Source organism: Photobacterium sp. AWH4_225 (assembly GCF_056158405.1).
Genome location: NZ_JBSWTF010000001.1, coordinates 1496194 through 1521885 on the forward strand (window position 1 = coordinate 1496194; position 25692 = coordinate 1521885).

General features: G+C 46.0%; 20 protein-coding genes. 11 read left to right on the forward strand and 9 right to left on the reverse strand.

Features of this window, described 5'->3' with window-relative positions; genetic code table 11:
• Positions 1–156 precede the first annotated feature (156 nt).
• Positions 157–1224, forward strand: coding sequence for a hypothetical protein (locus ACXAD4_RS07260; protein WP_475240106.1), 1068 nt, complete (start codon positions 157–159; stop codon positions 1222–1224).
• A gap of 101 nt (positions 1225–1325) precedes the next feature.
• On the opposite strand, the gene ACXAD4_RS07265 is transcribed toward ACXAD4_RS07260, so the two are convergent.
• Positions 1326–2978, reverse strand: a complete 1653-nt coding sequence (locus tag ACXAD4_RS07265; RefSeq protein WP_475240108.1) for an FAD-dependent oxidoreductase — start codon at positions 2976–2978, stop codon at positions 1326–1328.
• A 178-nt stretch (positions 2979–3156) separates the two neighbouring features.
• Between ACXAD4_RS07265 and ACXAD4_RS07270 the strand changes: the two genes are divergently transcribed.
• Together ACXAD4_RS07270 and ACXAD4_RS07275 are read left to right on the forward strand one after the other, a co-directional pair.
• Positions 3157–3576: a YeeE/YedE family protein gene (locus ACXAD4_RS07270; protein ID WP_475240111.1), complete on the forward strand. Its 420-nt coding sequence runs from the start codon at positions 3157–3159 to the stop codon at positions 3574–3576.
• A 13-nt stretch (positions 3577–3589) separates the two neighbouring features.
• The gene (locus tag ACXAD4_RS07275; RefSeq protein WP_475240114.1) at positions 3590–4012 is read left to right on the forward strand and encodes a DUF6691 family protein; all 423 of its coding nucleotides are present in this window, start codon (positions 3590–3592) and stop codon (positions 4010–4012) included.
• A gap of 109 nt (positions 4013–4121) precedes the next feature.
• Here ACXAD4_RS07275 and cobA read toward each other — a convergent pair whose 3' ends face one another.
• From cobA to nirB, 4 genes are all read right to left on the reverse strand, one after another.
• On the reverse strand, positions 4122–4880 hold the full coding sequence (gene cobA, locus ACXAD4_RS07280) for a uroporphyrinogen-III C-methyltransferase (RefSeq protein ID WP_475240117.1): 759 nt from the start codon (positions 4878–4880) through the stop codon (positions 4122–4124).
• A 168-nt stretch (positions 4881–5048) separates the two neighbouring features.
• Positions 5049–5903: a formate/nitrite transporter family protein gene (locus ACXAD4_RS07285; protein WP_475242727.1), complete on the reverse strand. Its 855-nt coding sequence runs from the start codon at positions 5901–5903 to the stop codon at positions 5049–5051.
• A 111-nt stretch (positions 5904–6014) separates the two neighbouring features.
• Complete coding sequence (nirD, locus tag ACXAD4_RS07290; RefSeq protein WP_475240119.1) at positions 6015–6338, reverse strand: nitrite reductase small subunit NirD; 324 nt, start codon at positions 6336–6338, stop codon at positions 6015–6017.
• Entirely contained in the window at positions 6338–8899 is a 2562-nt protein-coding gene (gene nirB, locus ACXAD4_RS07295; RefSeq protein ID WP_475240122.1) for a nitrite reductase large subunit NirB, read from the reverse strand. Before nirB ends, nirD begins: the two co-directional genes overlap by 1 nt.
• A 435-nt stretch (positions 8900–9334) precedes the next feature.
• Between nirB and ACXAD4_RS07300 the strand changes: the two genes are divergently transcribed.
• The 5 genes from ACXAD4_RS07300 to ACXAD4_RS07320 all read left to right on the forward strand — a co-directional run bounded on the left by ACXAD4_RS07300 (position 9335) and on the right by ACXAD4_RS07320 (position 17354).
• A complete protein-coding gene (locus ACXAD4_RS07300; protein WP_475240125.1) occupies positions 9335–11575 on the forward strand; it encodes a hypothetical protein in 2241 nt (746 codons plus the stop codon).
• 282 nt (positions 11576–11857) lie between these two features.
• Positions 11858–14104 (forward strand): hypothetical protein, encoded by a 2247-nt coding sequence (locus ACXAD4_RS07305; RefSeq protein WP_475240127.1) that lies wholly within the window; start codon positions 11858–11860, stop codon positions 14102–14104.
• A gap of 115 nt (positions 14105–14219) precedes the next feature.
• Positions 14220–14480, forward strand: coding sequence for a hypothetical protein (locus ACXAD4_RS07310; RefSeq protein ID WP_475240130.1), 261 nt, complete (start codon positions 14220–14222; stop codon positions 14478–14480).
• Positions 14481–14948: 468 nt separating this feature from the next.
• Positions 14949–16124: an amino acid permease gene (locus tag ACXAD4_RS07315; protein WP_475240132.1), complete on the forward strand. Its 1176-nt coding sequence runs from the start codon at positions 14949–14951 to the stop codon at positions 16122–16124.
• 438 nt (positions 16125–16562) lie between these two features.
• Positions 16563–17354 carry a DUF4922 domain-containing protein gene (locus tag ACXAD4_RS07320; RefSeq protein ID WP_475240135.1) on the forward strand — a complete coding sequence of 264 codons (792 nt, stop codon included), beginning with the start codon at positions 16563–16565 and terminating at the stop codon, positions 17352–17354.
• A gap of 73 nt (positions 17355–17427) precedes the next feature.
• Here the strand turns inward: ACXAD4_RS07320 and fusA are convergent, their stop codons facing one another.
• Both fusA and ACXAD4_RS07330 read right to left on the reverse strand, forming a co-directional pair.
• The gene (gene fusA / locus ACXAD4_RS07325) at positions 17428–19515 is read right to left on the reverse strand and encodes an elongation factor G (protein WP_107297717.1); all 2088 of its coding nucleotides are present in this window, start codon (positions 19513–19515) and stop codon (positions 17428–17430) included.
• A 396-nt stretch (positions 19516–19911) separates the two neighbouring features.
• Complete coding sequence (locus ACXAD4_RS07330) at positions 19912–20169, reverse strand: c-type cytochrome (protein ID WP_475242729.1); 258 nt, start codon at positions 20167–20169, stop codon at positions 19912–19914.
• Positions 20170–20442: 273 nt separating this feature from the next.
• Here ACXAD4_RS07330 and ACXAD4_RS07335 point away from each other — a divergent pair, with 273 nt between their 5' ends.
• Both ACXAD4_RS07335 and ACXAD4_RS07340 read left to right on the forward strand, forming a co-directional pair.
• Positions 20443–20985, forward strand: a complete 543-nt coding sequence (locus ACXAD4_RS07335; protein ID WP_107297719.1) for a heme NO-binding domain-containing protein — start codon at positions 20443–20445, stop codon at positions 20983–20985.
• Positions 20986–20987: 2 nt separating this feature from the next.
• A complete protein-coding gene (locus ACXAD4_RS07340) occupies positions 20988–22718 on the forward strand; it encodes an ATP-binding protein (protein WP_475240137.1) in 1731 nt (576 codons plus the stop codon).
• Between the two features lie 23 nt (positions 22719–22741).
• On the opposite strand, the gene ACXAD4_RS07345 is transcribed toward ACXAD4_RS07340, so the two are convergent.
• Both ACXAD4_RS07345 and ACXAD4_RS07350 read right to left on the reverse strand, forming a co-directional pair.
• The gene (locus tag ACXAD4_RS07345; protein WP_317521150.1) at positions 22742–23197 is read right to left on the reverse strand and encodes an RNA methyltransferase; all 456 of its coding nucleotides are present in this window, start codon (positions 23195–23197) and stop codon (positions 22742–22744) included.
• Between the two features lie 101 nt (positions 23198–23298).
• Positions 23299–23634, reverse strand: a complete 336-nt coding sequence (locus ACXAD4_RS07350) for a PBPRA1643 family SWIM/SEC-C metal-binding motif protein (RefSeq protein WP_475165080.1) — start codon at positions 23632–23634, stop codon at positions 23299–23301.
• Between the two features lie 241 nt (positions 23635–23875).
• Between ACXAD4_RS07350 and ACXAD4_RS07355 the strand changes: the two genes are divergently transcribed.
• Positions 23876–25690 (forward strand): extracellular solute-binding protein, encoded by a 1815-nt coding sequence (locus ACXAD4_RS07355; RefSeq protein WP_475240140.1) that lies wholly within the window; start codon positions 23876–23878, stop codon positions 25688–25690.
• The last annotated feature ends 2 nt before the right edge of the window (positions 25691–25692 follow it).

The following is a 25692-nucleotide window of genomic DNA, read 5'->3' on the forward strand; positions in this document are numbered from 1 at the left end:
TCGCCACCTCTCAAGATATTCTTCTGATTCATCTACACTAAAAGCCAGTGTCTAGTGATTTGGTCTAAGTGTTGCCTGTTGTCTAGACGTAATCATATAGATTGTTCAGATGGCTAATTAATCAAGAAGTACCACAGAATTACGTGGAGTTGCATGATGAAAATGAACAAAATCGCGCTCTCAATTTTGGCGGTTTGTGTTGGGTTCTCTGCGGGGAGCTTAGCCTCAGGAAAATATGACGACGATTATGATGATGACGATGATAAGTATTACTCATCATATTCAGATTCAAAGTACGATGATGACAGTGATGACTCTTCGTCTTATTCAAGTAAAGGAGATGATGACTCATACTCTGGCAGTTATAGCCACTCATATTCTTCTACTTATCAGTCCAGCGGCGGCAAAGATTACTCTGGTGATGGTCACTCTGGAGGGGATGGTTATTCGAGTGGTGATGACTCAGATGGCTATAAAGACGATGATGATGGCGATAAGAAACGCTTAGCGCTGAATCTTGTCGGTACCGGACTGATGTACCCGGATACTGTACCTCCGTTGGAGAAATATGGGCCGCCTTTGGATGCACAGTGCTTCGATGTCGAATTGAAGAATATTCATGATGGTGAGCACATAGGTTGGGCAACGGATTGTTTGTCTGAATTTACTGCTGACCCTGAGGGTGGGGGCGGTGTATCGTTAATAGGTACAACTTTCTTCCACTTACCCGATGGACTGTTAATTACCAGAGGACACACAACAGTTCAACCTGTGTTGAAGCCTATTGTAACCGCTGACGGCCAGACAATCACCCATATTACCGGTGCTTCCAGTGACCAAAATGCAATTGTTAAAGGTTATGGTGCGTACCAGTGGCATAAAGGGACCGTTCGATTGTCTGGTATGGTCGATTTGACCAATTTTGTCCCAGGGGAAGTTGACTCCCCCATGTTTTTTGATTGCCTATTTATCATTCACCTAGAAGAGTACGTGCCTAAGTTAAAGACTTGGTATGACTGGTACCGTTACCGCTATTACCGTGATAGTTACTACGAGGAATACCATAGTGACAGCTACTACGGTAAACATGACGATAGCAATCATGACAGTGACTATGATGATTCAGATGACGGCCATGACTCTTATGAAGACAAAGATAAGAGCAATAATGGTAAAGGCTATTACAAGCGCAATAATAATGGTAAAGGAAGTAGTTATTACTAATGCTGTTATCGAGAAGCATTAGAAGCGGTGAAAAAAACAAAGCCTGAGATAATCTTCTCAGGCTTTAATCTTTATGGGTAAGAGTTATTTACGGCTATGAGTTACTTTTGTGCAAACGAGTAAGTACGATAACCACCAATCAGGTTACGTGCCTTGAAGCCATTGTTCACCAACTGGCGATAAGCAACGTTGCCACGCAATCCGACAGCACAGTAGATGACAATTTCTTTGTCTTTTGGTAGCTCACCCATACGCTGGCGTAACTGGTCAACAGGGATATTAACTGCCCCTTCCAAGTATCCTGCGTTTTTGAGTTCGCCAGGGTTACGCACATCCAGCAGCAACTGGTCGTCCGCAAGGTTGTCAATTTCATCAAAATGAATAGGCGTTGCATCACCCTTGATGATGTTGTTGGCAACAAAGGCGGCTTGGTTAATCACATCCTTGGCACTGCCGTAAGGTGGTGCGTAGGTCAGTTCAAGGTGCTGCAATTGCTCGACGGTCATGCCGGCACGCTGGGCAACAGCAAGTACATCAATACGTTTATCGACGCCATCTTTGCCAACCGCTTGTGCGCCTAAGATTTTGCCCGTGCTTGGCTCGAACAACAGTTTCAAAGAGACCGTTTCAGCGCCTGGGTAGTAGCTGGCATGGCTGGCGGTGTGAACATAGACTTTTTCGTAGCTAGCGCCGTCAGTTTTAAGTTGCTTCTCATTCTTACCGGTAGAAGCCACGGCTAGGTCGAATACCTTACAAATCGCCGTACCTTGTGTGCCTTGGTAGCTTTCATTTCGGCCCAGCATATTGTCGGCCGCCATACGCCCTTGACGATTGGCAGGCCCTGCAAGTGGAACCAAAGTTTGTTTACCGGTAACGAAGTCCTGATCTTCTATGGCATCACCGACGGCAAAAATACTTGGATCGCTGGTCTGCATCTGCGGGGTAACCCAGATGCCGCCAAGCTCACCAATTTGCAGCCCGGCATCTTTGGCGAGCTGGGTTTCCGGGCGAACACCGATCGCCATGATCAAAATACCCGTTTCGATGGTGTCGCCATTGTTAAGTGTCAGGGTAAGGCTTTGCTGCTCTTCGCTGTAGTTAACCGATTCCAATGCAACGCCTAAGCGAAGATCAATGCCTTTATCTCGGATTTCTTGGTGAACAAAGCCAGCCATTTCACGGTCAACGGGCGTCATCACTTGATCGGCCACCTCGACTAAGGTCGTTTTGATGCCAAGCTGGTGGAAAGCTTCCATCATCTCAAGACCGATAAAGCCACCGCCAACCACGGTAGCGTGCTTTGGCTTGTTGCCTTCAAGTGTGGCAATGATCTTGTCCATATCAGGGATATTGCGTAGCGAATGAGTCAGCGGGTTATCGATACCAGCAATAGGAGGTATGACCGGCGCAGCGCCAGGACTAAGCAGCAGGAAGTCGTAGCTTTCTGTGTACTCAGTGCCATCAAGTACATTTTTAACCGTAACCTGTTTAGCTTCGCGGTCAATAGCAATGACCTCATTCATTACTCTGACATCGACATTGAAGCGGGCAAGGAAACTCTCTGGAGTTTGGAGCAACAGTTTGCTGCGGTCTGTGATATCGCCCCCGATATGATAGGGAAGACCACAGTTGGCAAAAGAGACGAACTCCCCGCGTTCAAACATGATGATCTCAGCATCTTCACTTAATCGGCGTGCACGTGCAGCAGCTGATGCGCCACCGGCAACACCGCCCACAATCAAAATCTTGGTCATTGCATTCTCCGTCTGCCCTAATGATAGGGAACTACAGTATCTCGATTCATGATGGCAGCCAATATAAAACATTAATTTAGAAATTACTAATTTATTTAATACTAATTTAGTGTTGACTGATGTCTATACTTTAGTATTCTCTAATTAATAGAATTACTGAGTGAGTTTGGAGAAAATGATGGCATTTGAGATCCCATGGGATGCACTGGCTGGAGGGATGTTGCTGGGCATATCAGCATCAGGTTTGTTATTGCTCAATGGCCGAATTGCCGGTATCAGCGGGATTGTGTCTGGTTTGTTGGCATCGAAACAAGGTGAAGTTTCATGGCGACTGCTGTTTGTCATTGGCATGATGGCAAGTGGCCTGTTAGCCCCAGTTGTTGGATTTACGCTGCCAGAAACCTTACCGGTTTCTTCTTTCTTCTGGGTTGGGCTTGCAGGCTTGCTGGTTGGGGTTGGTACTAAGATAGGTAACGGATGTACCAGCGGTCACGGTATTTGTGGGATGGGCCGCTTGTCCAAGCGATCAATTGTCGCAACATGTATATTTATGGCTGTTGCGATTGCGACCGTCTTTGTTCGTTTGCATGTACTTTAATGGGAGCTCAAAGATGAAAGCTTTTACACAACTCGTTGCGTTATTGGCGGGGCTACTTTTTGGCTTGGGGATGATGGTGTCAGGCATGGTTGATCCCCATCGTGTTCTCGGTTTTCTAGATATCGCTGGGGCTTGGGATCCAAGCCTGATGTTTGTTATGGGTGGGGCGCTAGCAGTATTTCTGCCTGTTTACTTGCTAGTGATCAAGAAGCGCTCGGTACCCGTTTGCTCAGAAAAGTTCGAGATGTCGAACAGCACAGTGATCGACAAAAAGCTGGTCACTGGCGCGGCATTGTTTGGCCTAGGGTGGGGGATTGCTGGCATTTGTCCGGGCCCTGCCGTGACATCGACCTTGGGGCTGAACCCATCAATGTTGGTGTTTATTGTGACTATGCTGGTGGGGATGGCCGCTGGGACAGCATTGGTCAGGCGCTGAAGCCTAAGCACTAATAAGCAAATACAGAAAACAAAACGACGAAAAGAAAAGGGCACTGTTTAGTGCCCTTTGTCATTACTGGGTCATGCCATGTTACTGATTGAATATGTTACGAGTTAAACCAGTGCAGCTTCTCACTCAGCGAGGCAACACTACCAACCACGATGAGCGCAGGGCTGACTGCTCCCTTGGCTAATTCAGGTAATGTCGCTAGCGTGCCGTTTAGTACACGTTGCTCTGGGCGGGTGCCGTTCTCGATAATCGCGCACGGGGTTTCTGCTGCAAGCCCATGGGTGATCAGCTTATCGCAGATATGGCCACTTTGTTTTAGGCCCATATAAAACACCAGGGTATTATTGGATTGTGCCAATGATTCCCACTCAATTTCACGGCCATCTTTTTGTACATGGCCTGTGATGAACTGGACACTTTGGGCATGGTCACGGTGGGTGAGGGGGATCCCTGCATAAGCGGTTGCGCCAGCTGCAGCCGTAATACCCGGTACGACTTCATATTTAATGCCGAATTTGGCAAGCTCCTCAAGCTCTTCACCACCTCGGCCAAAAATGAAAGAATCGCCGCCTTTCAAACGCACAACACGCTTACCTTCTTGGGCTTTTTGTACCAAAATCTGGTTGATTTGATCTTGTGGGACACAATGGAAGTCGAGCTTTTTACCGACGTAGATCATCTCGGCTGAAGAGTCTGCTAGCGCCAGAATATCTTTTGATACCAAACGGTCATAGACAACAACGTCTGCGGCTTGAATAACCCTAAGCCCTTTAACGGTCAGCAAGTCTGGATCGCCAGGCCCTGCGCCGACCAGTGAAACAAAGCCGCTGTTTGATGAAGTAATGTTGGTGCTCATAGCAACGCCTTTCTAAAAATTTGGATATAAAAAGTAACACTCTAGTTGGTAGGGGGAGGACTCAGCATTTCACCCTAAGGAGTTATTACTTTTTATAGCCAAAACAATACAATAGGTTTATTGGTAAGTGTTGGCCCCGGGGCTTTACCCGGGACCAAAGCATAATGATTACTTAGTGCCGAATGCTGGCGCTGCATCTACAACTGAGTCATTCTCTACGTTGTGCGCAGGGGCTGTTTTCGCGTGAGTCAGGTACAGTGGAACACACGTAAATAGCAAGCCACCAACAAGGTTACCAAGAATGGTTGGTACCAGGTTAAAGCTCAGCCAGGTAGAAATACCAAAATCTGCGCCTAGCATCATACCCAATGGGAACAGGAACATGTTCACCACGGCATGTTCGAATACTAGCGCGAAGAAGATAAAGATTGGTAGCCACATTGCTGCAATTTTACCTGCCACGCTACGAGCGGTCATGTTGCCGATAACACCCAAGCAAACCATTAGGTTACACAAGATACCGCGGACAAAACAGGTGATCCAACCATTGGCACCTAACTCTTCAAAGCCAACAGTACGTGCTGTTGCAGCCTTAATAAAGGTTTGGCCAACAGCGCCCGGCTCAACACTGAAGTTCATGGTGAAAGAAAGGGCAATAAGGAAGGCAACGATTAGAGAGCCTATCAAGTTGCCAAGGCCAACCAGGCCCCAGCAGCGAAGAACACTGCCCCAAGTGATGCCCGGACGGTTTTCGAATTTAGCCAGCGGCGCCAAGCCAAATACACCGGTTACCAAGTCATAACCCATTAGGCTCAAGATACAGAAGCCGACAGGGAAAACGAGGGCACCAATAATGCCAATGCCTGTTTGTGTGATGGTGGTGATCGCCACAACAACGGCGAGCGAGAGGATAATACCCGCCATCGTGCCACGCAAAATCAAATCACGTGTCGATGTGCGAATTTTGGCCTCGCCCGTATCAATCATTGTCTGAACGAATTCCATCGGTTTTGAATAGGACATCATGTCACTCCAAAAAGTTAAATTAAAATTGAATAGTCAAAGGCTCTCACTCAAGTGATGGGCAAAGAGCCTTTTCGCTATTAAATCTTTGCTAATTAACCAGTTAGGTTGTTACGCAGCAATTTCGACTTTGCCGTTGGTTACACGGGCGTTGAAGGCTTTGATGTTAAAGCGCTCATCTTCCATGCACACACCAGTAGACAGGTTGAAGCGTTGTTTTTTCAGTGGGCTTGCAACCCAAAGTTCGTCTTGGTGTTGGCAAATTAAGCCGCGTGACAGCACATTGGAGCGGGCAAATGGGTCCATGTTGCTGATGGCGAATACTTCTTCTGCTTCGTTAGGGCGAAAGATAGCTACCTGCTGGCCGTTGAACAGCGCACAAACACCAGTACCCGGAGTGATATCTTGAATATCGCAGATTTGTTCAAAAGCCATTATGAGTTCTCCAATTCAACGTGCAGGATATCGCCAACCGCACCTGGGTGTTTTTCAGTGAATGTTGCCGGGCGGTGCTGGTCACGCTCGGAAACGAAGACCACATTGTCATCACGCAAGTCAGAGTTGATGAAGTGGGCGAAGCGGGTAAGTTGTGACTCGTCATTGATGGTCGCGGTCCACTCACATTCGTACTCATCAACCAGCTTGGCTACGTCAGCTTCAAGTTGGGCGTTGATGCCCAGTTTGTCTTCAACAATCACTTCACGTAGGTAGTCGACACCGCCTTCCATGTTTTCCATCCATACCGAAGTACGCTGAAGCGGGGCAGCGGTGCGGATGTAGAACATCATGAAGCGGTCGATGTACTTGATAAGGGTCTCTTGGTCTAGGTCGCTGGCAAGCAAGTCTGCATGGCGAGGTTTCATACCACCGTTACCACATACATACATGTTCCAGCCCGCGTCTGTTGCAATGATGCCAAGGTCTTTACCCTGCGCTTCAGCACACTCACGGGTACAACCTGAAACACCGAACTTCATCTTGTGCGGTGTACGGATACCCTTGTAGCGGTTTTCGATCAGTGAACCTAGGCCAACAGAGTCCTGAACGCCGTAGCGACACCAGGTACAGCCCACACAGGTCTTCGCCATACGTAATGCTTTGGCGTACGCCTGGCCGGTTTCGAAACCAGCATCAATCAGCTTGCGCCAGATCTCAGGAAGATCGTCTTTTTGCGCGCCGAACAGACCGATACGTTGTGCACCAGTGACTTTGGTGTACAGGCTGTATTCTTCAGCCACAGCAGCAAGAGCGCCAAGTGCTTGTGGTGTTACTTCACCACCGGCCATACGTGGGATGACTGAATAGGTACCGTCTTTTTGGATGTTGCCCAGGAAGTTATCGTTGGTGTCGTGAAGTTTAACCAACTGAGGCTTCAGGATGTGCTCACCCCAGCATGAAGCAAGGATCGAACCCGCTAGCGGCTTACACACTTCACAGCCGTAGCCTTTGCCGTACTTTTCTAGCAGTTCATCGAAGGTTTTGATTTCTTCGATACGGATCAGATGGAATAGCTCCTGACGTGAATAGGCGAAGTGCTCACACACGTCGTTCTTCACTTCGATACCGGATTTTGCCAGCTCAGCGTTAAGTACTGAAGTCACCAGTGGAATACAACCACCACAGCCAGTACCTGCGCCCGTTACAGCTTTAACGTCTGCCAAGGTGTGGTTGCCATCAGACACGGCCTGGGCAATTTTTGCCTTGGTGACATCAAAACAAGAACAGATCACAGCGCTGTCTGGAAGAGCATCCGCGCCAAGCGATGGCTTCTCGGCACCCGCATGGGCTGGAAGGATCAAGGCATCCGGGTGCTCAGGCAGCTCCATTTCATTGAGCATGAGTTGTAGCAGATCACCGTAGTCAGAGGTGTCACCAACCAGTACAGCACCCAGTAGTTTTTTATTATCTTCAGAAACGATCAGGCGCTTGTACACTTCCTGCTCTTCGTTCTGGTAGACAAAGCTCTTGCAGCCAGGCGTACGGCCATTGGCATCACCGATAGAGCCAACTTTCACACCAAGCAGTTTCAGCTTGGCACTCATGTCAGCGCCTTCAAATCGGTTGTTTTCACCAATCAGGTGGCTCACTGCAACCTGCGCCATTTTGTAGCCAGGAGCAACCAAGCCGTAGAACATTTCGTTCCAAGAGGCGCATTCACCAATGGCGTAGATGTTCTCATCTGACGTTTGGCAGAAATCATTGATAGCCACACCACCGCGAGGAGCCACATCTAGCTCCATTTGGCGAGCCAGTTTGTCCTGTGGGCGGATACCTGCAGAGAACACAATAAAGTCTGTTTCAAGCTCGGTACCATCAGCAAAACGCATAACGTTACGAGCATTGCTACCTTCTGGTGCGATTTCCAACGTGTTCTTGCTGGTGTGAACATTGACACCCATACGCTCAATTTTCTGGCGCAATTGGTTACCGCCTGCAAGATCTAGCTGCTCAGCCATCAGCTTTGGTGCGAACTCAACAACGTGAGTTTCAACACCGAGCGCTTTCAGTGCACCAGCGGCTTCAAGACCCAGTAGGCCGCCACCGACAACAACACCGACTTTGCTTTTCTTCGCATTGGCTTCGATAGCTTTGAGATCTTCGATTGTGCGGTAGACAAAACAATCTTTGCTTTCGTTACCTTTGATTGGCGGTACAAATGGGAAGGAGCCAGTAGCGAGGATCAGCTTGTCGTACTGTACTTCACGACCTGTGCTGGAGTAGATGATACGGTTTTCGCGATTGATGTTAATCGCACGTTCGCCGAGCAAGATGTTGATTGAGTGTTTCTGGTAGAAGCCTTCTTTAACGAGTGAAAGTTCTTCGGCGGTATGGTGGGAGAAATACGATGACAGGTGAACCCTGTCATAGGCGACACGAGGCTCTTCACAGAAGACGGTTACCTCATAATTGTCCATATTGGCTTTATCGACTAATTCCTCGATAAAGCGATGGCCCACCATTCCATTGCCGATGATGGCCAATCTCACTCTGCTCATAAGATCCTCTACTACAAAGTCATAAATTCTGAATGGGATCTTAATGAGACAATGTGTGAATAAATATGACGTAAATCAATTACAGTTTTGAATAACCCTAAAGGGGTAGGTCATTAAAAATCAATAACTTAAAATACATAATATTGTATTACAAGAATAAATATGGAGAATTAATACAATAATTATGAAAGAGATAGCCTTTTAGTTGTGTTCTTTTCTTACATATTATGAAGCTAATGTGACAGTTTCAGTAACGATAAAATTTGGGTGACGCACAGCGGGGGGCGCAGTGTTTCATTGTGACTAAAATACCTAAAAATATAAATTATATATTAAATCAATTGGTTAAGAGATTGTTATCGTCGGGTGTTGAGTGCTTTTCATTTACGATAGTCGGGCGTATGAAAGCTATTTAATAAACCAATGGAAATGACAATGACAATAAGAACCCAACCTCTCTACCTGGCTTTTGCCATTGCAGTAACGCTTACGGCGTGTAATGAAATAGATACCTCAGAAGATCCGCATCAGTATGTTGCATACAGTCTCGATACGGTGATTTATCCCAATGACTTACTGTTGACCGATAGTGATGGCACTTTGGAACTTGATCAAGAAGCAAGTGGTGGAGCAGTTGATTACCGTAACTATGAGAACGTCTATGGAGCGCTAGATGGATGGTCTACTGGTTATCCTATTGTGTTGCCCCTTTCTGGACCTGAGGATGAACTTGATAAGTCTTCACTGACAGAGAAAACTTACATCTTGAATGTTGAGACAGGTGAGTTGCTGAGGCCTAACGAAGATTATGTCGTGGAGGTTACAGAGTCGGGAGATATTCAAGTTATGCCAACAAGTACTCTTCCAGAGTCGACAACCTTCATTATTGCTTTGTCTGATGGGATCACTGATGTATCCGGCAATGCTTTGAGACGATCAAACTTTTATCAGAGCCTGCTTGACGGGGATAATTTAGATCATGCGAGAGGGAATGATGCTGTTAGCCAGATCCAAAATAATCATAGTGAATTAGCTGCAGCCGGTGTCTTAGACAATATTGTCTACAGTGCACAGTTTACAACCCAAAGTGTGTATCCGGTTATGGAAGCTGCAAAGAAGAATATTCCCGAGCAGGCTTTGACGAATATTACCTTTGTCAGCGAGTCGGATTTTATGGGTTATTCGACCTATAAAGCGACAATCAAAATCCCATATTATCTGGAAAAGCCAAATGCTGCGAATTGTGATGTTCCGAGTCTTCACAATCCTAAATCACAACAATACAAAGCAATAGAGGCAGAGCCGGTCAAGTATTGTGAGTCATTATACAGTTGGTGGAAGGATGGTAGTGGTAACTTTGTTCATGGGACTAACCCAGAACCAATGGCACGAACTGAGCAAGAGATCCCTGTCATGATCTATGCCCCTGTTGGCTGGACGCCGGAATCTTACCAGAGTGCGCTTCCAGCTGTTATGTATGTCCACGGGATTACCGGTTGGAAAGAGCTAGCTTCTACCATGGTTAAAAGCGTTGTGAACACGGGGGCTAACGGGCGTCTGGTTGTAGCGATTGATCATCCTCTGCACGGTGAAAGAGGGGTAGACTTAGATGACAACGGAAGTATTGATATTACCGCTTCAGCCATCGAGCCTAATGAAGACAAATCGACCTACCTTAACCTGCTAAGCCCACTGACACTCCGTGATAACCAGCGGCAAGCGGTTCTCGATCAGCTTACGTTACGTAAAGCGCTCAACAGCACGCGATTTATTGATAGTACGGACGTTAGCTTGGTTGGACATTCTCTGGGGGCTATTGTTTCTACAATGGTGAGCGAACTATCCCAGCAAGATGAAGAGTTAGCGTTTACTACCGTGAGCTTAGTCGCACCCGGTATGCACTTGACTGACCTTGTCATGAATTCTGCAACCTTAGGCGATGAAGTCAGCACAGAAATTAAGAATTCAACAGACATCCAGCTTGCCATCGCAGGGATAGTCGGTGTGTACGATGCAGATGTTGATACCAAAGTGGAAGGACTGGAAGCGCTGGCTGAATATGAAAAAGAGCACAGTGAACAAGTAGAAGAACTTGAAAATAAGCTCTATGAGAGTGTCAGCAAAGAAATGTTCCCAGCCGTACAAGCTGCTGTGGATGCCGGCGATCCCGCTAACTATACGAGCATGCAGTCCGGAAATACCGAACAGGCAACGTTGCTCATTGAAATAAGCGGTACATGTGATCCAGAAATTGAGGGGGATTGTAAAACCGGCGATGATTACTTGCCAGATGCTGTTATTCCAAACCAAGTGTCGGGATTGCCATTAGCCGGTACTGAACCATTAATTAGCCATTTGCAGCTAGATACGTTATTCGGTGATATTGATGGTAGCCAGGATATGGTAGTGAAAGGTGCCATCAGAGTGAAGCATGGTGGACACGGCAGCTATCTATTTCCATATGAAGGGCCAGCCAAAGAAACGGAAGACGGTAAATTGCTCCCTTCTGCAATTGGTGATCCGGAGTTCAGCGAAGAAGAGCAAGATCGGGTCAAAGCCTCGAAAGAGCAACTGCAAAATACAGTTGCTGCTTTTATTGACTCACAAGGCAAAGTGATAGATTTCGATGCAAAGTACTATCACACCGAAGCTCAAAAACCTTTAGGTTCCCAATAAGAGAGAAGTCTCTCACCTAAGGTGAGTCGTCAGTCATCCCTTGTCATCTGTATTTTAAATGCAAGGTCAAGGGATGACGCCCCCAGCAATGAGCAGTCAAAGCAATCATGCTTGATGTATACCGCTCGTTTTTTTCAAATAGATAGCGCGATAAAAAACCTAAAAATATAAATAATTTATTAAATCAGTAGGTTAATAGAGTGTGGCCGTCGGGGTTTTACTGCTTTTCATTTAGGATAGCCGAGCGTCTGAAAGCAGTTTAATAAACCGATGGAAATGACAATGATAAAAAATACACAACCTCTATGTCTGGCACTTGTCATTGCGGCTTCGCTCACGGCCTGTAATGAGATAGATACCTCTGAAGATCCACGGCAGTATGTTCCATTCAATCTGGATCAGGTGATCTATCCCAACGACATTCTACTTACCGATAGTGATGGTACCCTGGAGCTTGAACAAGAAGCGAATGGCGGTGAAGTGGATTACCGAAACTACGAGAACGTCTATGGTGCATTAGATGGGTGGTCTACTGGCTACCCAATAGTATTGCCAATTTCTGGTCCAGAAGATGCGCTTGATACCAATACGCTGACGGAGAAAACGTATATCCTGAACGTTGAAACCGGTGAGCTGCTTAAACCAAACGAAGACTATGTGGTTGAGGTAACGGAGTCGGGTGATATTCAGGTTCTGCCAAAAGTTGTACTACCTGAATCGACCACTTTTGTTCTTGCACTTTCGGAGGGTATTACCGATGTATCGGGCAATACACTAAGACGCTCAAACTATTATCAAAGCCTAGTTGAGGGTGATAATCTTGGCCATGCAAAAGGCGATGCCTTTGTAAGCCAGATCCAAAGCAACCACAATGATTTGGCAGCCGCAGGTGTTCAAGACAGTATTGTTTATAGTGCGCGCTTTACTACTCAGAGTATCTATCCGGTTATGGATGCGGCTATTGAGAATATGCCACTAGAGCCGACGCTGGAAAATGTCAAACGACTAAAACCTTGGAAAGATAGTCCCGAAATGTATTCGGCAGAATTAACAATTCCATATTACTTGGAACTACCTATTGATAAAATCGATTGTAAAGTGCCGCAACTTTATGAAGAAGGTAGTTTTGAATACAAAGCGGTGGCAGCTGATAAGATTGTATCTTGCCCATCATTGTACAGTTGGTGGAAGGGGACAAATGGTGAATTTGTACATGGTGGCGAAAATGGCAATGCTGTGCCAGAGCCAACAATCCCAGATTTAAAAATTCCTGTCGTAATTTATGCACCAAAAGGGGCTGATTTATTAAATCCTAATGCTCCGCAATTGCCTGCCGCAATTTTTGTCCATGGAATTACTGCAAACAAAGAAAGTGCTCAAACCATGACAGGCCGGATTTTAGAGCAAAATCGCTTAGTGATTGCAATTGATCATCCTTTGCATGGTGAGCGTGGTATCGATCTAGATCAAGATGGTACGATAGACATAACCGCTTCTTCTGGTGAAGTTAATCAAGAAAAGTCAGTATATTTAAACTTGCTAAGTGCATTGACCCTACGAGATAACCAGCGTCAGGCGGTGATTGATCAGTTGACGTTGCGCAAAGCATTAAATAATACACCTTTTGTTGACAGCACGGATGTAAGCTTAATCGGTCATTCCCTGGGCGGTATAATTTCTACAATGGTAAGCGATATGTCTCAGGACTATCCAGAGCTTAGCTTTAAAACGGTTAGCCTTGCTGTTCCTGGAATGCACTTAACTGATTTAGTGATGAACTCACCATTACTCGGTGGAGAGGTGGAAACCGAGATTAGAAGTTCAAGCGACATACAGCTAGCCATAGCAGGAATGGTGGGTGTGTATGATGCCGATACGATGTCCAAAGTAGAAGGTTTAGATGCCTTAGAAGTGTATAAAGAAGAGAATGCTGAACAAGTAGCAAGCCTAGAAGACATGGTCTTCGATATGGTTACAGCCGAAATGTATCCAGCAGTTCAAGCCGCAGTAGACAGCGGAGATCCAGCAAACTTTATTTCGCGTCAACGAGATAATAAAAATCAACCGCTGTTACTAGTTGAAGCGGCGGGCACTTGTGATCCTAATATTGCGGATGATTGCAAAACTGATGGGTCAGATTACTTACCAGATAATGTGGTTGTCAACTATGTGCCAGGCAAGCCTTTGGCTGGAACTGAACCATTGATTGAACATTTGGAGCTGGAACCTATTTCAGAAACAACAGCTAGTGTAACTAATACAGCTCTCCGTGGGGTCATTCGTGCCAAACATGGTGGTCATGGTACGTATTTGTTCCCATATGAAGGTCCTGCAATATGTACAGACTATGCCCCAGCTTCCAATTCAGCCTGTGAAGAGTTACGTCCAAGAACATTTGGTGACCCAATGTGGAATACATATCTCCCAGAGGTAAAAGCTGCGATGGATTTGCAACAACAAGCAATAGCAAGCTTCATTCAATCTGGTGGAAAAATGGTTGAAATATCAGATGAAACCACTGTCCATTAAATCGACACTTTTGAGCTAGAAAATGGGGGAATCGATCAAGTGAGAGATTCCCCCTTGCAACTCTGTATAATTTTGGTAAAACAAAATAATCGTTGAGTGATACAGAGAAAAAGGGATGAACGAATCGGCCAAGTCAGTGGCAGAAAAGTTACTAAGTCCAGCAATTTTGGAACAAGTGAAAAAGCAAGGCGCCATCAACGCCCTCGAAGAGGTCTACAGTAAAGCGCGCTATGCACGTTTCACCCGTGTAAAGTGGAGTGGTAACTTTTATGACGGCCTACTTTTTGACGATGGCAGCACCATCAGTGTTTATCCAGCCTCGTTTAACAAGCTGACGCTAATCGCAGCCAAATCCGGTGAAGTGGTATCAGCCTAAGCTACTCCCTCTTTCTGAGTGAAATCGAACCCTTTGCGCCAATGGCCAAAGGGTTTTTATTTGCTTGAAATCTTAATTTTCATTTTTGGAAAATAAGATTTCACGTGCGAGTGTTGAAGTGCTTCTAATGACCATATAAGTTGCTAACTGACCAAACAAAACAAGGGTAATCAGTGGAAGGTTACCTTACTTATAGGGATTTATCGTTGTTGGAGTACGATTAATGAACAATAAAACTGCGGGGAAGATCCATCTATCCTCGGCCGCTAATTTACCTTGCGCTTGCCATTCTCAATCTGCTAAACCTTCCGCAAACTTCCAGTTTTACGGCTATTTTGCCGCATTCCGATTTAGTCACTAATTCTCTATTGCTGCATTTTCATCTGCAGCACCTTGAAAAATAGATTATTTCCCCTTTTCGTTTTCTGCCCTTTACGAGGCGGAGACACATTATTACGAGACAAAATTGTGAATCTAAAACTGCTTGGTAGTTCTCTTATTATTGCGGGTACGGCACTGGGTGCCGGTATGTTGGCTATCCCTATGGTATTGGCCCAGTTCGGGCTGGTCTGGGGTACGTTGTTGATGCTGGTGATCTGGCTGGGTACAACGTACGCTGCACTTCTATTGCTTGAAGCCAGTATTAAGGCGGGTGGCGGCCTTGGTATGAATACCATTGCTCGCAAAACGCTCGGTAAAGGTGGCCAGCTGGTGACCAATGGCCTGCTGTATGCACTGCTTGTTTGCCTATTGATGGCGTACATCATTGGGGCAGGGGACCTGGTTCAGAAGCTGTTATCCAGCATCGGCCTTGATCTCAGCCTGATGCAGAGCCAGATTGCCTTTACTCTAATTGCTGGTATCGTTGTGGCTGCGGGTACTGCAGTGATTGATAAGTTAAACCGCGCATTGTTTGCCGTGATGGTAATTATGCTGGTACTGACGCTTCTGTCTTTGGTGCCAACGATTTCAATCGATAACTTGATGGTAGCAACCAGCGACAATAAGATTGACCTTATCAAAACCAGCTCAGTACTGTTCACCAGCTTTGGCTTCATGGTCGTTATCCCATCTTTGGTAACATACAACAAAGAAGCGACTCACAAGCAACTACGTAACATGGTAGTGATCGGCTCGTTGGTTCCGTTGTTCAGCTACCTACTATGGCTATATGCGGCGATGGGTAATCTAAGTGCAGAGCAGATGGTTGATTTCACTAACGTTTCTGAACTCATTGCTGCATTGGGCTCAAGCCACAGCATGATTAACCTGATTCTGTCAGTGTTCACAGGCCTTGCCCTGCTTACTTCTTTCCTTGGCGTGGCAATGGCCCTGTTTGACCAAAACGTGGATACATTCCGTCAGAACCGAGCAGTGACTTACGTACTGACGTTCATACTACCGTTAGCAGGTGCATTGTTTGCTGCTGATCAGTTCCTCTCTGTATTGGGCTACGCCGGTATTATCTTGGTATTCCTGGCCGTATTCATCCCAATGGCGATGACAATGAAGCTGCGAAAAGAAGATGACAGTACATTTGAGGTCGATGCGTCGGGTGTGCTGTATCAAGCATCAGGTGGCCAGCTGGCGATGGGTTTGAGCTTCCTGTTCGGTTGCTTCTTGCTGGCTGCAGAGTTGATTTAATATCAGCAGTTACCGTACTGAAGAATAATCTGAAAAACAAATAGGGATAAGGGCGTTTACTGGGTAAACGCCCTTTTTGTTTCTACCTGAATGATGCAAAAGGCAAACAGGCTGGATAGGTAGGATGCGACCAAACAAAACTACCTGTTGAAGTTTTAGCGACCAAACAAAAACTTCTAACTGCTCTATGGAGTACTATTGGGAATAGGATAAAGCAGTGTTTTCCAATGGCATTGATAATACAAACTTTCGTGGTTTGCAGCTATATCTAGCCTTCATCCTGTATATGGCGAAAAAGGCTATCGTTGTAAACTAATGTGTACACTGCATTAGGTAACTTCAAGGGTTGTCTATATGTTTGAATAAAGCGTTTTGAAACAAACACCTTGGGCGCACTTGGGTATACAATGGTGAAAGAAGGATAGAGAGGAGGGACATATGTCCGGTCAAACTGAAACGTTGTGGGAAAGAGCCACCCAAGTTTCTCAACAGGCGTTGGCAGATGGCAGTCTAATGCCGATAGTCACCGATGCCCAAGTGATAGAAGAGCAGGGTATCGCATTTTTAGGCCATGTCGTTACGCCCAATGCGACTAAAAAGTTTCGTGCGACGTCTACCCAAGGCAATCCGTTCCTGCCTTATGAACAATCTCTTTACGTTGCCGATGCCGGGAAAGAGCATGTCTGCTTGTTGAATAAGTTTCCGGTCTTGTCTCCTCATCTTCTTATTTGTTCAAAAGCTTTTGTCCCACAGCAAACCTGTCTTAGCTTGAGTGATTTCCAGGGCTGGCTAAAAGGGTTTGATCATCCCGATGTCTTCGGTTTTTACAATAATGGACCCATCGCTGGTGCAAGCCAAACACATCGTCATATGCAGCTTGTTCGTTCGCCCATTCCGTTAGAGCAGGTCATTGCAGCAGGGGAGTTACCCTTTGAGCATCAATTTGTTCCCTTGCAAGGGTTAGATGCCAAGGAACTGTATGAGAATTACCTCTCTATGATGTCGAGGTTGGGGTTATTGGCAGAAACAACTGACGGAAGTTGTGCCCCTTACAACCTACTTCTGACCGAGCGCTGGATGCTATTGTTTCCCCGCAGCAAAAATAACATCGAAGGTGTTTTTGCTAACGGGATAAACTATTCAGGGCGTTTTTTGGTGAAGCATGAAGAACAACTCGACTGGCTAAAGCAGTACGGCTTGATGAAATACCTTGCCAACTGTAGCTCATAAAAACAAAGCAAAAAAAACCCGATAGCCAAGCTATCGGGTTTTTATCAGCTATTAAAGCTTACTCAGATAAGAATTACTTCTTAGCTTCGCGCTCTTTAACTTCTGCGATTACCTGCTCAGCAACGTTTGCTGGACATGGTGCGTAGTGTGCGAACTCCATAGAGAACTGACCACGGCCAGAAGTCATAGTACGTAGGTGACCGATGTAGCCGAACATTTCTGATAGAGGAACGTCTGCTTTAATACGAACACCAGTAGTACCAGCTTGCTGGTCTTTGATCATGCCGCGACGACGGTTAAGGTCACCGATTACGTCACCAACGTGGTCTTCTGGAGTGAACACGTCAACGTGCATGATTGGCTCAAGAAGCTGAGCACCAGCTTTAGGCATAGACTGACGGAATGCACCTTTCGCTGCGATTTCGAATGCTACTGCTGATGAGTCAACTGCGTGGAAACCACCGTCGAATAGCTCAACTTCAACGTCAAGAACTGGGAAGCCAGCTAGGACACCGTTGTCCATCATGCCTTCGAAGCCTTTCTCTACTGCAGGCCAGAATTCCTTAGGAACGTTACCGCCAACAACAGTTGAAGAGAACTTGAAGCCAGAACCAACTTCACCTGGCTTGATGCGGTAGTCGATCTTACCGAACTGACCAGAACCACCAGACTGCTTCTTGTGCGTGTAGCTATCTTCAATTGCTTGAGTGATAGTTTCACGGTAAGCAACCTGTGGCTGACCAACGATTAGGTCTACGCCGTAAGTACGCTTAAGGATGTCAACCTTGATGTCTAGGTGAAGTTCACCCATACCTTTAAGGATGGTTTCGCCAGTTTCTTCGTCAGTTTCAACCTGGAATGATGGATCTTCTGCAACCATCTTACCGATAGCGATACCCATCTTCTCAGAACCGCCTTTGTCTTTAGGCGTTACTGCGATAGAGATTACTGGAGTTGGGAAGATCATTGGCTCAAGAGTACACTCGTGCTTAACATCACATAGAGTGTGACCAGTTTGAACGTTCTTCATACCAACAACAGCGATGATGTCACCAGCTTGTGCTTCAGTAAGCTCGTTACGGTCATCTGCCTGCATCTCAACCATACGGCCGATACGCTCAGTTTTACCAGTCGCAGAGTTAAGGATAGTGTCACCCTTCTTCATGCGGCCAGAGTAGATACGGATGAACGTAAGTGCACCGAAACGGTCGTCCATGATTTTGAACGCAAGCGCTTTTAGTGGCTCATCAGCAGAAACAGTTGCAACTTCACCAGTTGGCTCACCAGTTTCTTTGTCTGTTAGCGGCTGAGGATCAACTTCTGTTGGAGATGGTAGGTAATCTACAACAGCGTCAAGGATAAGCTGCATACCCTTGTTCTTGAACGCAGAACCACAGAAAGTTGGGAAGAACGCGATGTCACGAGTACCCTTACGGATACAACGCTTGATGTCTTCGATAGAAGGCTCTTCACCTTCCATGTAAGCTTCCATTAGGTCATCGTCCTGCTCAACAGCAGTTTCGATTAGCTCTTCACGGTAAGCTTCAACGTCGTCTACCATGTCAGCAGGAACGTCTTGGATTGTGTAGTTTTCTGGAAGACCAGTTTCGTCCCAAACGTAAGCTTTACGGCTTAGTAGGTCTACAACACCAACGAAGTCGTCTTCACGACCGATTGGAAGAACCATTACTAGCGGAGTAGCACCAAGAACGTTCTTAACCTGATCAACAACGTTGAAGAAGTCAGCGCCCATACGGTCTAGTTTGTTAACGAAGATCAGACGAGATACTTCTGATTCGTTCGCGTAACGCCAGTTAGTTTCTGACTGAGGCTCAACACCACCAGAACCACAGAATACACCGATACCACCGTCAAGAACTTTAAGAGAACGGTATACTTCAACTGTGAAGTCAACGTGTCCAGGAGTATCGATAACGTTTAGGCGGTGGCCGTTCCAGAAACAGCTAACTGCTGCAGACTGGATTGTAATACCACGCTCAGCTTCCTGCTCCATGAAGTCAGTAGTTGATTCGCCGTCGTGTACTTCACCAGTCTTGTGGATCTGACCAGTAAGCTTAAGGATACGCTCAGTAGTAGTGGTTTTACCCGCATCAACGTGCGCGAAAATACCAATGTTTCTGTATTTAGATAAATCTGCCATTGTTTTTCTCTATAAACAATTAGTGTCACTATTCGGTGGGGGAGTATATCACTGATTCCAACAAACATTACATAGCTCATTTAAGATAAAATGAACATTTGCTTGTTTTTGCTCCGTCTTTTTAGGTTTTCTGGCGTAAACGCTCAATAAACCCACAGGAGCTGCATGTAATAACACAATATGTTTCCCAAATCACTGTCAAATTGCGCTTTGATAAAGCTGTTTTTTGGCTCACATCTTGGTCATTTACCTGCTCATTGTTCACTGAATGTGAACGATGATGATGTAAAAATGGCAGCCTACATGCCACCAAATCCGCTTAATTCTAGTAGTAAACGCTAAAAGCTACCAGTGGCTTAGGGTAAATTCCCTGACAGGCGAGCATAGGTTGTTACATTATGGTTGCTCGGAAAAATAGATAGCAATGTCAGCCAAATCCTGGTCATTGAGTACCGAGAGTTGTTGCTTCATCATTTCACTAAATGCGCCGCTTCGTTCACCTTTTTGGTAGGCTTTCATGGAGTTATAAAGGTATAGGGCGTTTTGGTTGTTGATATGTGGGTAACCATTCTTTTTGGCCACACCCGTTTGGCCATGACAGAACTGACAGGAAAAAGATTTCATTTTACCGTCCTCATAGTTACCGGAAGGCATCGAGTTAGCAAAGACGGCTGAACTGGAAAATGTACTTGCTATATAAAGGAAGGAAAAAAGGATGTTACGTTTCATGGTTAACTTAAGTTTATGACAAGTGCCAACAAAATAATGCTACCGCTTGCCTTTCGCAATAGCGCGGTTGCAACCTTTTACTGAAAAAGGCTGGGGTGAAGGGCTTGGGGTTATATCTAATGAAATTAGTTGCAATAATTTTGACCACAAGCCATTCGTTTTCCATACTCAAATCATGGGCAAAGGGAGATTAAGTCTATGAAAGGAATTATTTTTACCGAGTTTCTCGATATCGTTGAAAATCGCTTTGGTTTAGAGGTATGCCAACAGATGCTTGATGATGCCGGGGTTGATGGGATCTACACGGCAGTGGGAAGTTATGATCACCGGGTATTGGTGAAGATGATTGTCTGTTTGAGTAAAATTACCGGTGTGTCTCCCGAGGCGCTGCAAGAAGTGTATGGCGAGGCATTATTTACGCGTTTGTTAACGACCATGCCGCTTGGTAACGGTGATAAGCCAACAGGTACGTTCAGTTTTATTGAAAGGGTAGAGCGCCATATTCACATTGAAGTGAAAAAGCTTTATCCCAATGCCAACCCGCCGCAGTTCGACTTTATATCGCAAACCTCAGCCAAGATGGTGCTCGACTATATATCCGCACGTTGTTTTTCCCATGTTTGCCTAGGCTTGATCCGTGGTTGTGTCCAGCACTTCAACGAAGAGATGGATATCGAGATGGAGCCGGTAAATCAAGACCAGAGCCATGTCCGGTTTACGCTGACCCTTAACGCGGGGTAATTATGGATTTGGAACGTCAAGTTGCTTTGATGCAAAAGAAAATTGACCGGGAGCGTGAAGCCAGGAAAATGGCTGAAATGTTACTTGAGTCAAAAAGTCTAGAGCTCTATCAGACTAAACAGTTGGTAGAACAGAACCTTGAACAGATGCGAGATCAAGTCGCCAGTGGGTCAGATTTTCTTTCTTACCAGCAGAAGATGGATAACTTGCTGCTTCGTTTCGGGCATACGTTCCTTAAATACCAACCTTCTTTTGGCATTATCAAAGAATTGCTTGATGCTTTGGTATCCAGCCATGCGGTGAGTGCTTGTGCGGTTAAGATAAGCTGTCAATCAACACCTGCTCTTAATATTACGTATTCCTCTGAAATCAATGAGAAATGCACTCCTCCTGCCAAGCTGGATACCATTGGCGAGCACTGGGACGAGCATCAACAGCTTCACTGGTTTTCTCTGAGTAATTCAGCGGTGAAAGGGTATTTTGTTACCCGTATCGATGAGAGAAGGGAGTGGCATACTACCATCCGCAAGCATATGAACTTGATTGGCGAAATGCTGCGTACCTCGATTGACCGCCAATTAAAGCTTGAAGATGCGATTCGCGCACGGAAATCCGCAGAGGAATCTGAGAAATCGACCCGTGATTTCTTGGCAATGATAAACCATGAGCTGCGTACGCCGTTAAACGGCTTACTTGGTACCGCTGAGCTTTTGTCTGATACCGATTTGGATAACCACCAGAGCGGCTTGTTGTCGACACTTCATCACTCGGGCGAACTGCTAAGGGCTATCATCAATGACTTACTTGATTACAGCAAGATCAATGCAGGGATGATGGAGCTAGCGATTAAGCCTTTCGATAGTCGCTTGATGACCAATATGCTCAAAGATATTTTCCAGCATCCTGCCAATGAAAAGCAGCTAGATTTTTCTATTCACTTTATGCCGGATACACCTCAGTGGCTTTTGGGGGACGAGGACCGTATTAAGCAAATCTTCGTAAACCTAATTGGTAATGCTATTAAGTTCACCCAGCAAGGGTTCGTATCGGTCACTATTGGGTGGCAAGACGATGCAATGAAGTTTATGGTGCGTGATTCCGGTTGCGGGATCCCCAAAGATAAAATCGCCACCTTGTTTCAGCCGTTTACCCAAGTTGATAACTCCAGTAATCGCCAACATGAGGGAACTGGGCTTGGGTTGGCTATATGTAAAAAGTTGGCTGAGCAGATGAAAGGTTGGATTGAAGTCGATAGTGAAGATGGAAGAGGAACCACCTTTACCGTGACTTTACCACTGGAAATCAATCAGGTTACGGTTGATGAAAGTGAAGGCCAATTTGGTGGCGCGGCGTCTATTGATGACTTGTCTATCTTGGTCGTAGAAGATTTGAAAACTAACCAAATGATCATCAAGTTGATGCTGGGCAAATTCGGCATTACGCCAGCCATTGCTGACAACGGCCAGAAAGCACTAGAAATATTAGAGCAGCAAGACTTTGATATTGTCCTGATGGATTGCCGGATGCCTGTTCTTGATGGTTATGCGACAACAGAGCGGCTTCGCAGCGCGGGTTACAGTAAACCTATTATTGCCTTGACTGCTGGCACCACCAAAGCAGAGCGGGAAGAGTGCTTTACGGCTGGAATGGACGACATCCTTTGTAAGCCATACCAGAGTGTTGAGCTTAGGGAAATGATAGAAAAATGGGGCACAGAAACTGTCCCCCATTAGTGTTTTTGCTTGAGTCTTAGACCTTAATGGTTCGAAAAACTCTCACCTTTAGCCATGCGGTCATATAGGATGACATTAACTGCGGCAGCAAGATTCATGCAACCGTTGGTCGGTACATAGATAGTTTCGCGGCAGAAGTTGGTGATGTCTTTTTTCAGCGTGCCATCTTCCGGGCCAAAAATGTAAAACGCACGTTTTGGGTGTTTGTAGTCAGGTAGTGGCTTGGCACCTTCCACAAGATCAACGGCAACGGGTACGCAATCATGCGGAATAATGTTTTTCAGATCTTCGACACCGATTAATGGGATATCAAGGATGGTATTCTTGGTATCGGTGCAGAATTTCTTGGCAAGGTCGTAGCGAGTGCCTGTATAGAACACACTATTGACGCCGTAGCAGCCAGCAGCGCGCATCACAGAACCAACATTTTCAGGGGTTTTTGGGTTGAACAACCCAACACAGGCGTAACCTTTGCTCATAACTCGTATTTCCGAAATTTTACAACAGCGCGAGATTATACGTTTTTTGACGAAAAATGGCAGGGGACTTCCCCTAGCCACTCTAATACCGCTTGGCGGGGTTATTTACCGCAGCACTTCTTGTACTTTTTACCGCTTCCGCACGAACACGGGTCATTACGGTTTGGGGTTTTCTCAAATACTGTCGTTTTAGGTTTGTTGATCAATGTTTCCAGCTCAACCAGATTTTCTTCTGCTTCTGGATTAACCGTAATCGTGGCGACGACTTGGTGTTGTTCAAGCTGTGCTTCGACTTCAGCTTTTTTCTCATCGCTATTGACAATAAGTTGAAGTGGGTTGACTTCAGTGCCTAACTTCTTGGCTTGCTTGGTATTAAAGCCGTAGCTCTCGTGCTTTGGTTTTTTCTCAATGCGGCCTTTATAGAAGAACTTTGACATAGGGTTATCCTGGCAAATGTAGATGAGATTGCGGTCCGTAAACCTGAAAGCGGGCGATATTAACGGCTTCAATAGCTTGTCGCAAGTGATCACAGGTTTTCATATTGCCTATTGAGTGGTTGTTCATTTGTCATTAGTGTCCTATCGTAAACATATACCACAAAATAATTTCATCTAATTCAACGAGTAAGATGGTGCCAGTAAGCGCCGTCTGAAACAGATTTTTTGCATGGAGGCCTAGATGTACAAAAGCGTCTCGTCGTTGCTGGTGGCGATGGTCATTGCTGGTTCCGTATCGGCTAGTGAAGTGATAGAAAGCCGCTCTTTGGTAGGGTTTGGAACCGCTAAATACCCTGGGGACTTTACCCATTTTGACTACGTGAATCCTGATGCTCCCAAAGGCGGGCAGGTAACCTACGCTCAAGTTGGCACTTTTGATAGTTTCAACCGTTTTGCTTCACGGGGAGTATCGGCGGCAGGGAGCGAAGCTATCTATGACACCTTGTTTGTGTCCTCAGAAGATGAAATTGACAGCTATTACCCCCTCATCGCCGAAAAGGTTCGTTACCCGGAAGATTTTTCCTGGATGGAAGTGGATATCAACCCGAATGCCAAATTCCATGACGGTGAGCCGATCCTTGCCGCTGATGTAGCCTTTACCTTTGATAAATTCATGAAGGAAGGAGTCGCCCAATACAAGGTTTACTTTAAAGATGTCAAATCGGTCACGGCGAAGTCTGAGCGTACCGCTCGAATCGAGATGGCCAAGCCGAACCGAGAAGTGTTGTTGGCGTTAGTACAGGGCATGAACGTATTGCCTGAGCACTACTGGAAAGACAAGAACCTCAGTGAGCCTCTCAATACACCGCCAATTGGCAGCAGCGCCTACCAAATTACTGACTACAAGTCTGGTCAAAGTGTCACCTACACCTTGGTGAAAGATTATTGGGCGAAAGATTTGCCGGTTAATGTCGGCCGGAACAACTTCCAGACGATCAAGTACGATTATTACCGGGATGAAACCGTCACCTTGGAAGCGTTTAAAGCCGGTGAATATGATATACGCGAAGAGAACGTTGCTAAGTTCTGGGCCACCATGTACCAAGGCCCGAATTTTGATAAGGGATACATTATAAAGGAAGAGATCCCGCACCAGATTCCGCAGTCGATGCAGGCCTTTGTGTTTAATACCGAGCGCAGCTATTTCAGCGATCCCAAAGTACGAGAAGCCCTGTCTTATGCCATGGACTTCGAGTGGATGAACAAAAGCCTCTTCTATAACCAGTACACCCGTACTCGCAGCTATTTCCAAAATACTGATTATGAAGCCAAGGGACTGCCATCCGACGATGAGGTTGCTGTTCTGGCTCCGGTAAAAGACAAAGTACCTGCGAGGGTGTTCACCGAGGAGTACCAGCCGCCGGTATCTGATGGCTCCGGCCGTATACGCGTTCAACTTCGAAAAGCCTTGGCCTTGATGAAAGAAGCCGGTTGGGAAGTGCAGAACAAAGTTATGACAAATGTTGAGAACGGAGAAGCCTTTACCTTTGAGCTTTTGATGTACAGCCCGACCACTGAGCGTCTGGCGATTCCTCTTCAGAAGAACCTGAAATTACTGGGTATCGATATGCGTTTGCGTACTGTTGATACCACTCAGTACATCAAACGCTTGCGTGACAGGGATTTCGATATGGTCTCGGCCGGTTACGGGGCTAACCCTTACCCGAGCCCGAACCTGATGATTGCCTGGAACAGTAATTTTATCGACAGTACCTATAATACCGCAGGGGTAAAAGATCCGGCAATTGACTACCTGACTGAGCAGATAGCAGAAAATCAGGAAAACCCAGATAAGTTGCTAAGCCTTGGCCGGGCACTCGACAGGGTATTGCAGTGGAACTTCTACGTCATCCCGCAGTGGCATATCAGTATGTTCCGTGTGTCGAGCTGGGATAAGTTCTCTCGGCCGGATGTACGGCCAAAATACTCTTTGGGTCGAGATACCTGGTGGATTGATACTGAAAAAGCGGCCAAGTTACCTGAGAAGCGGCGGTAAGT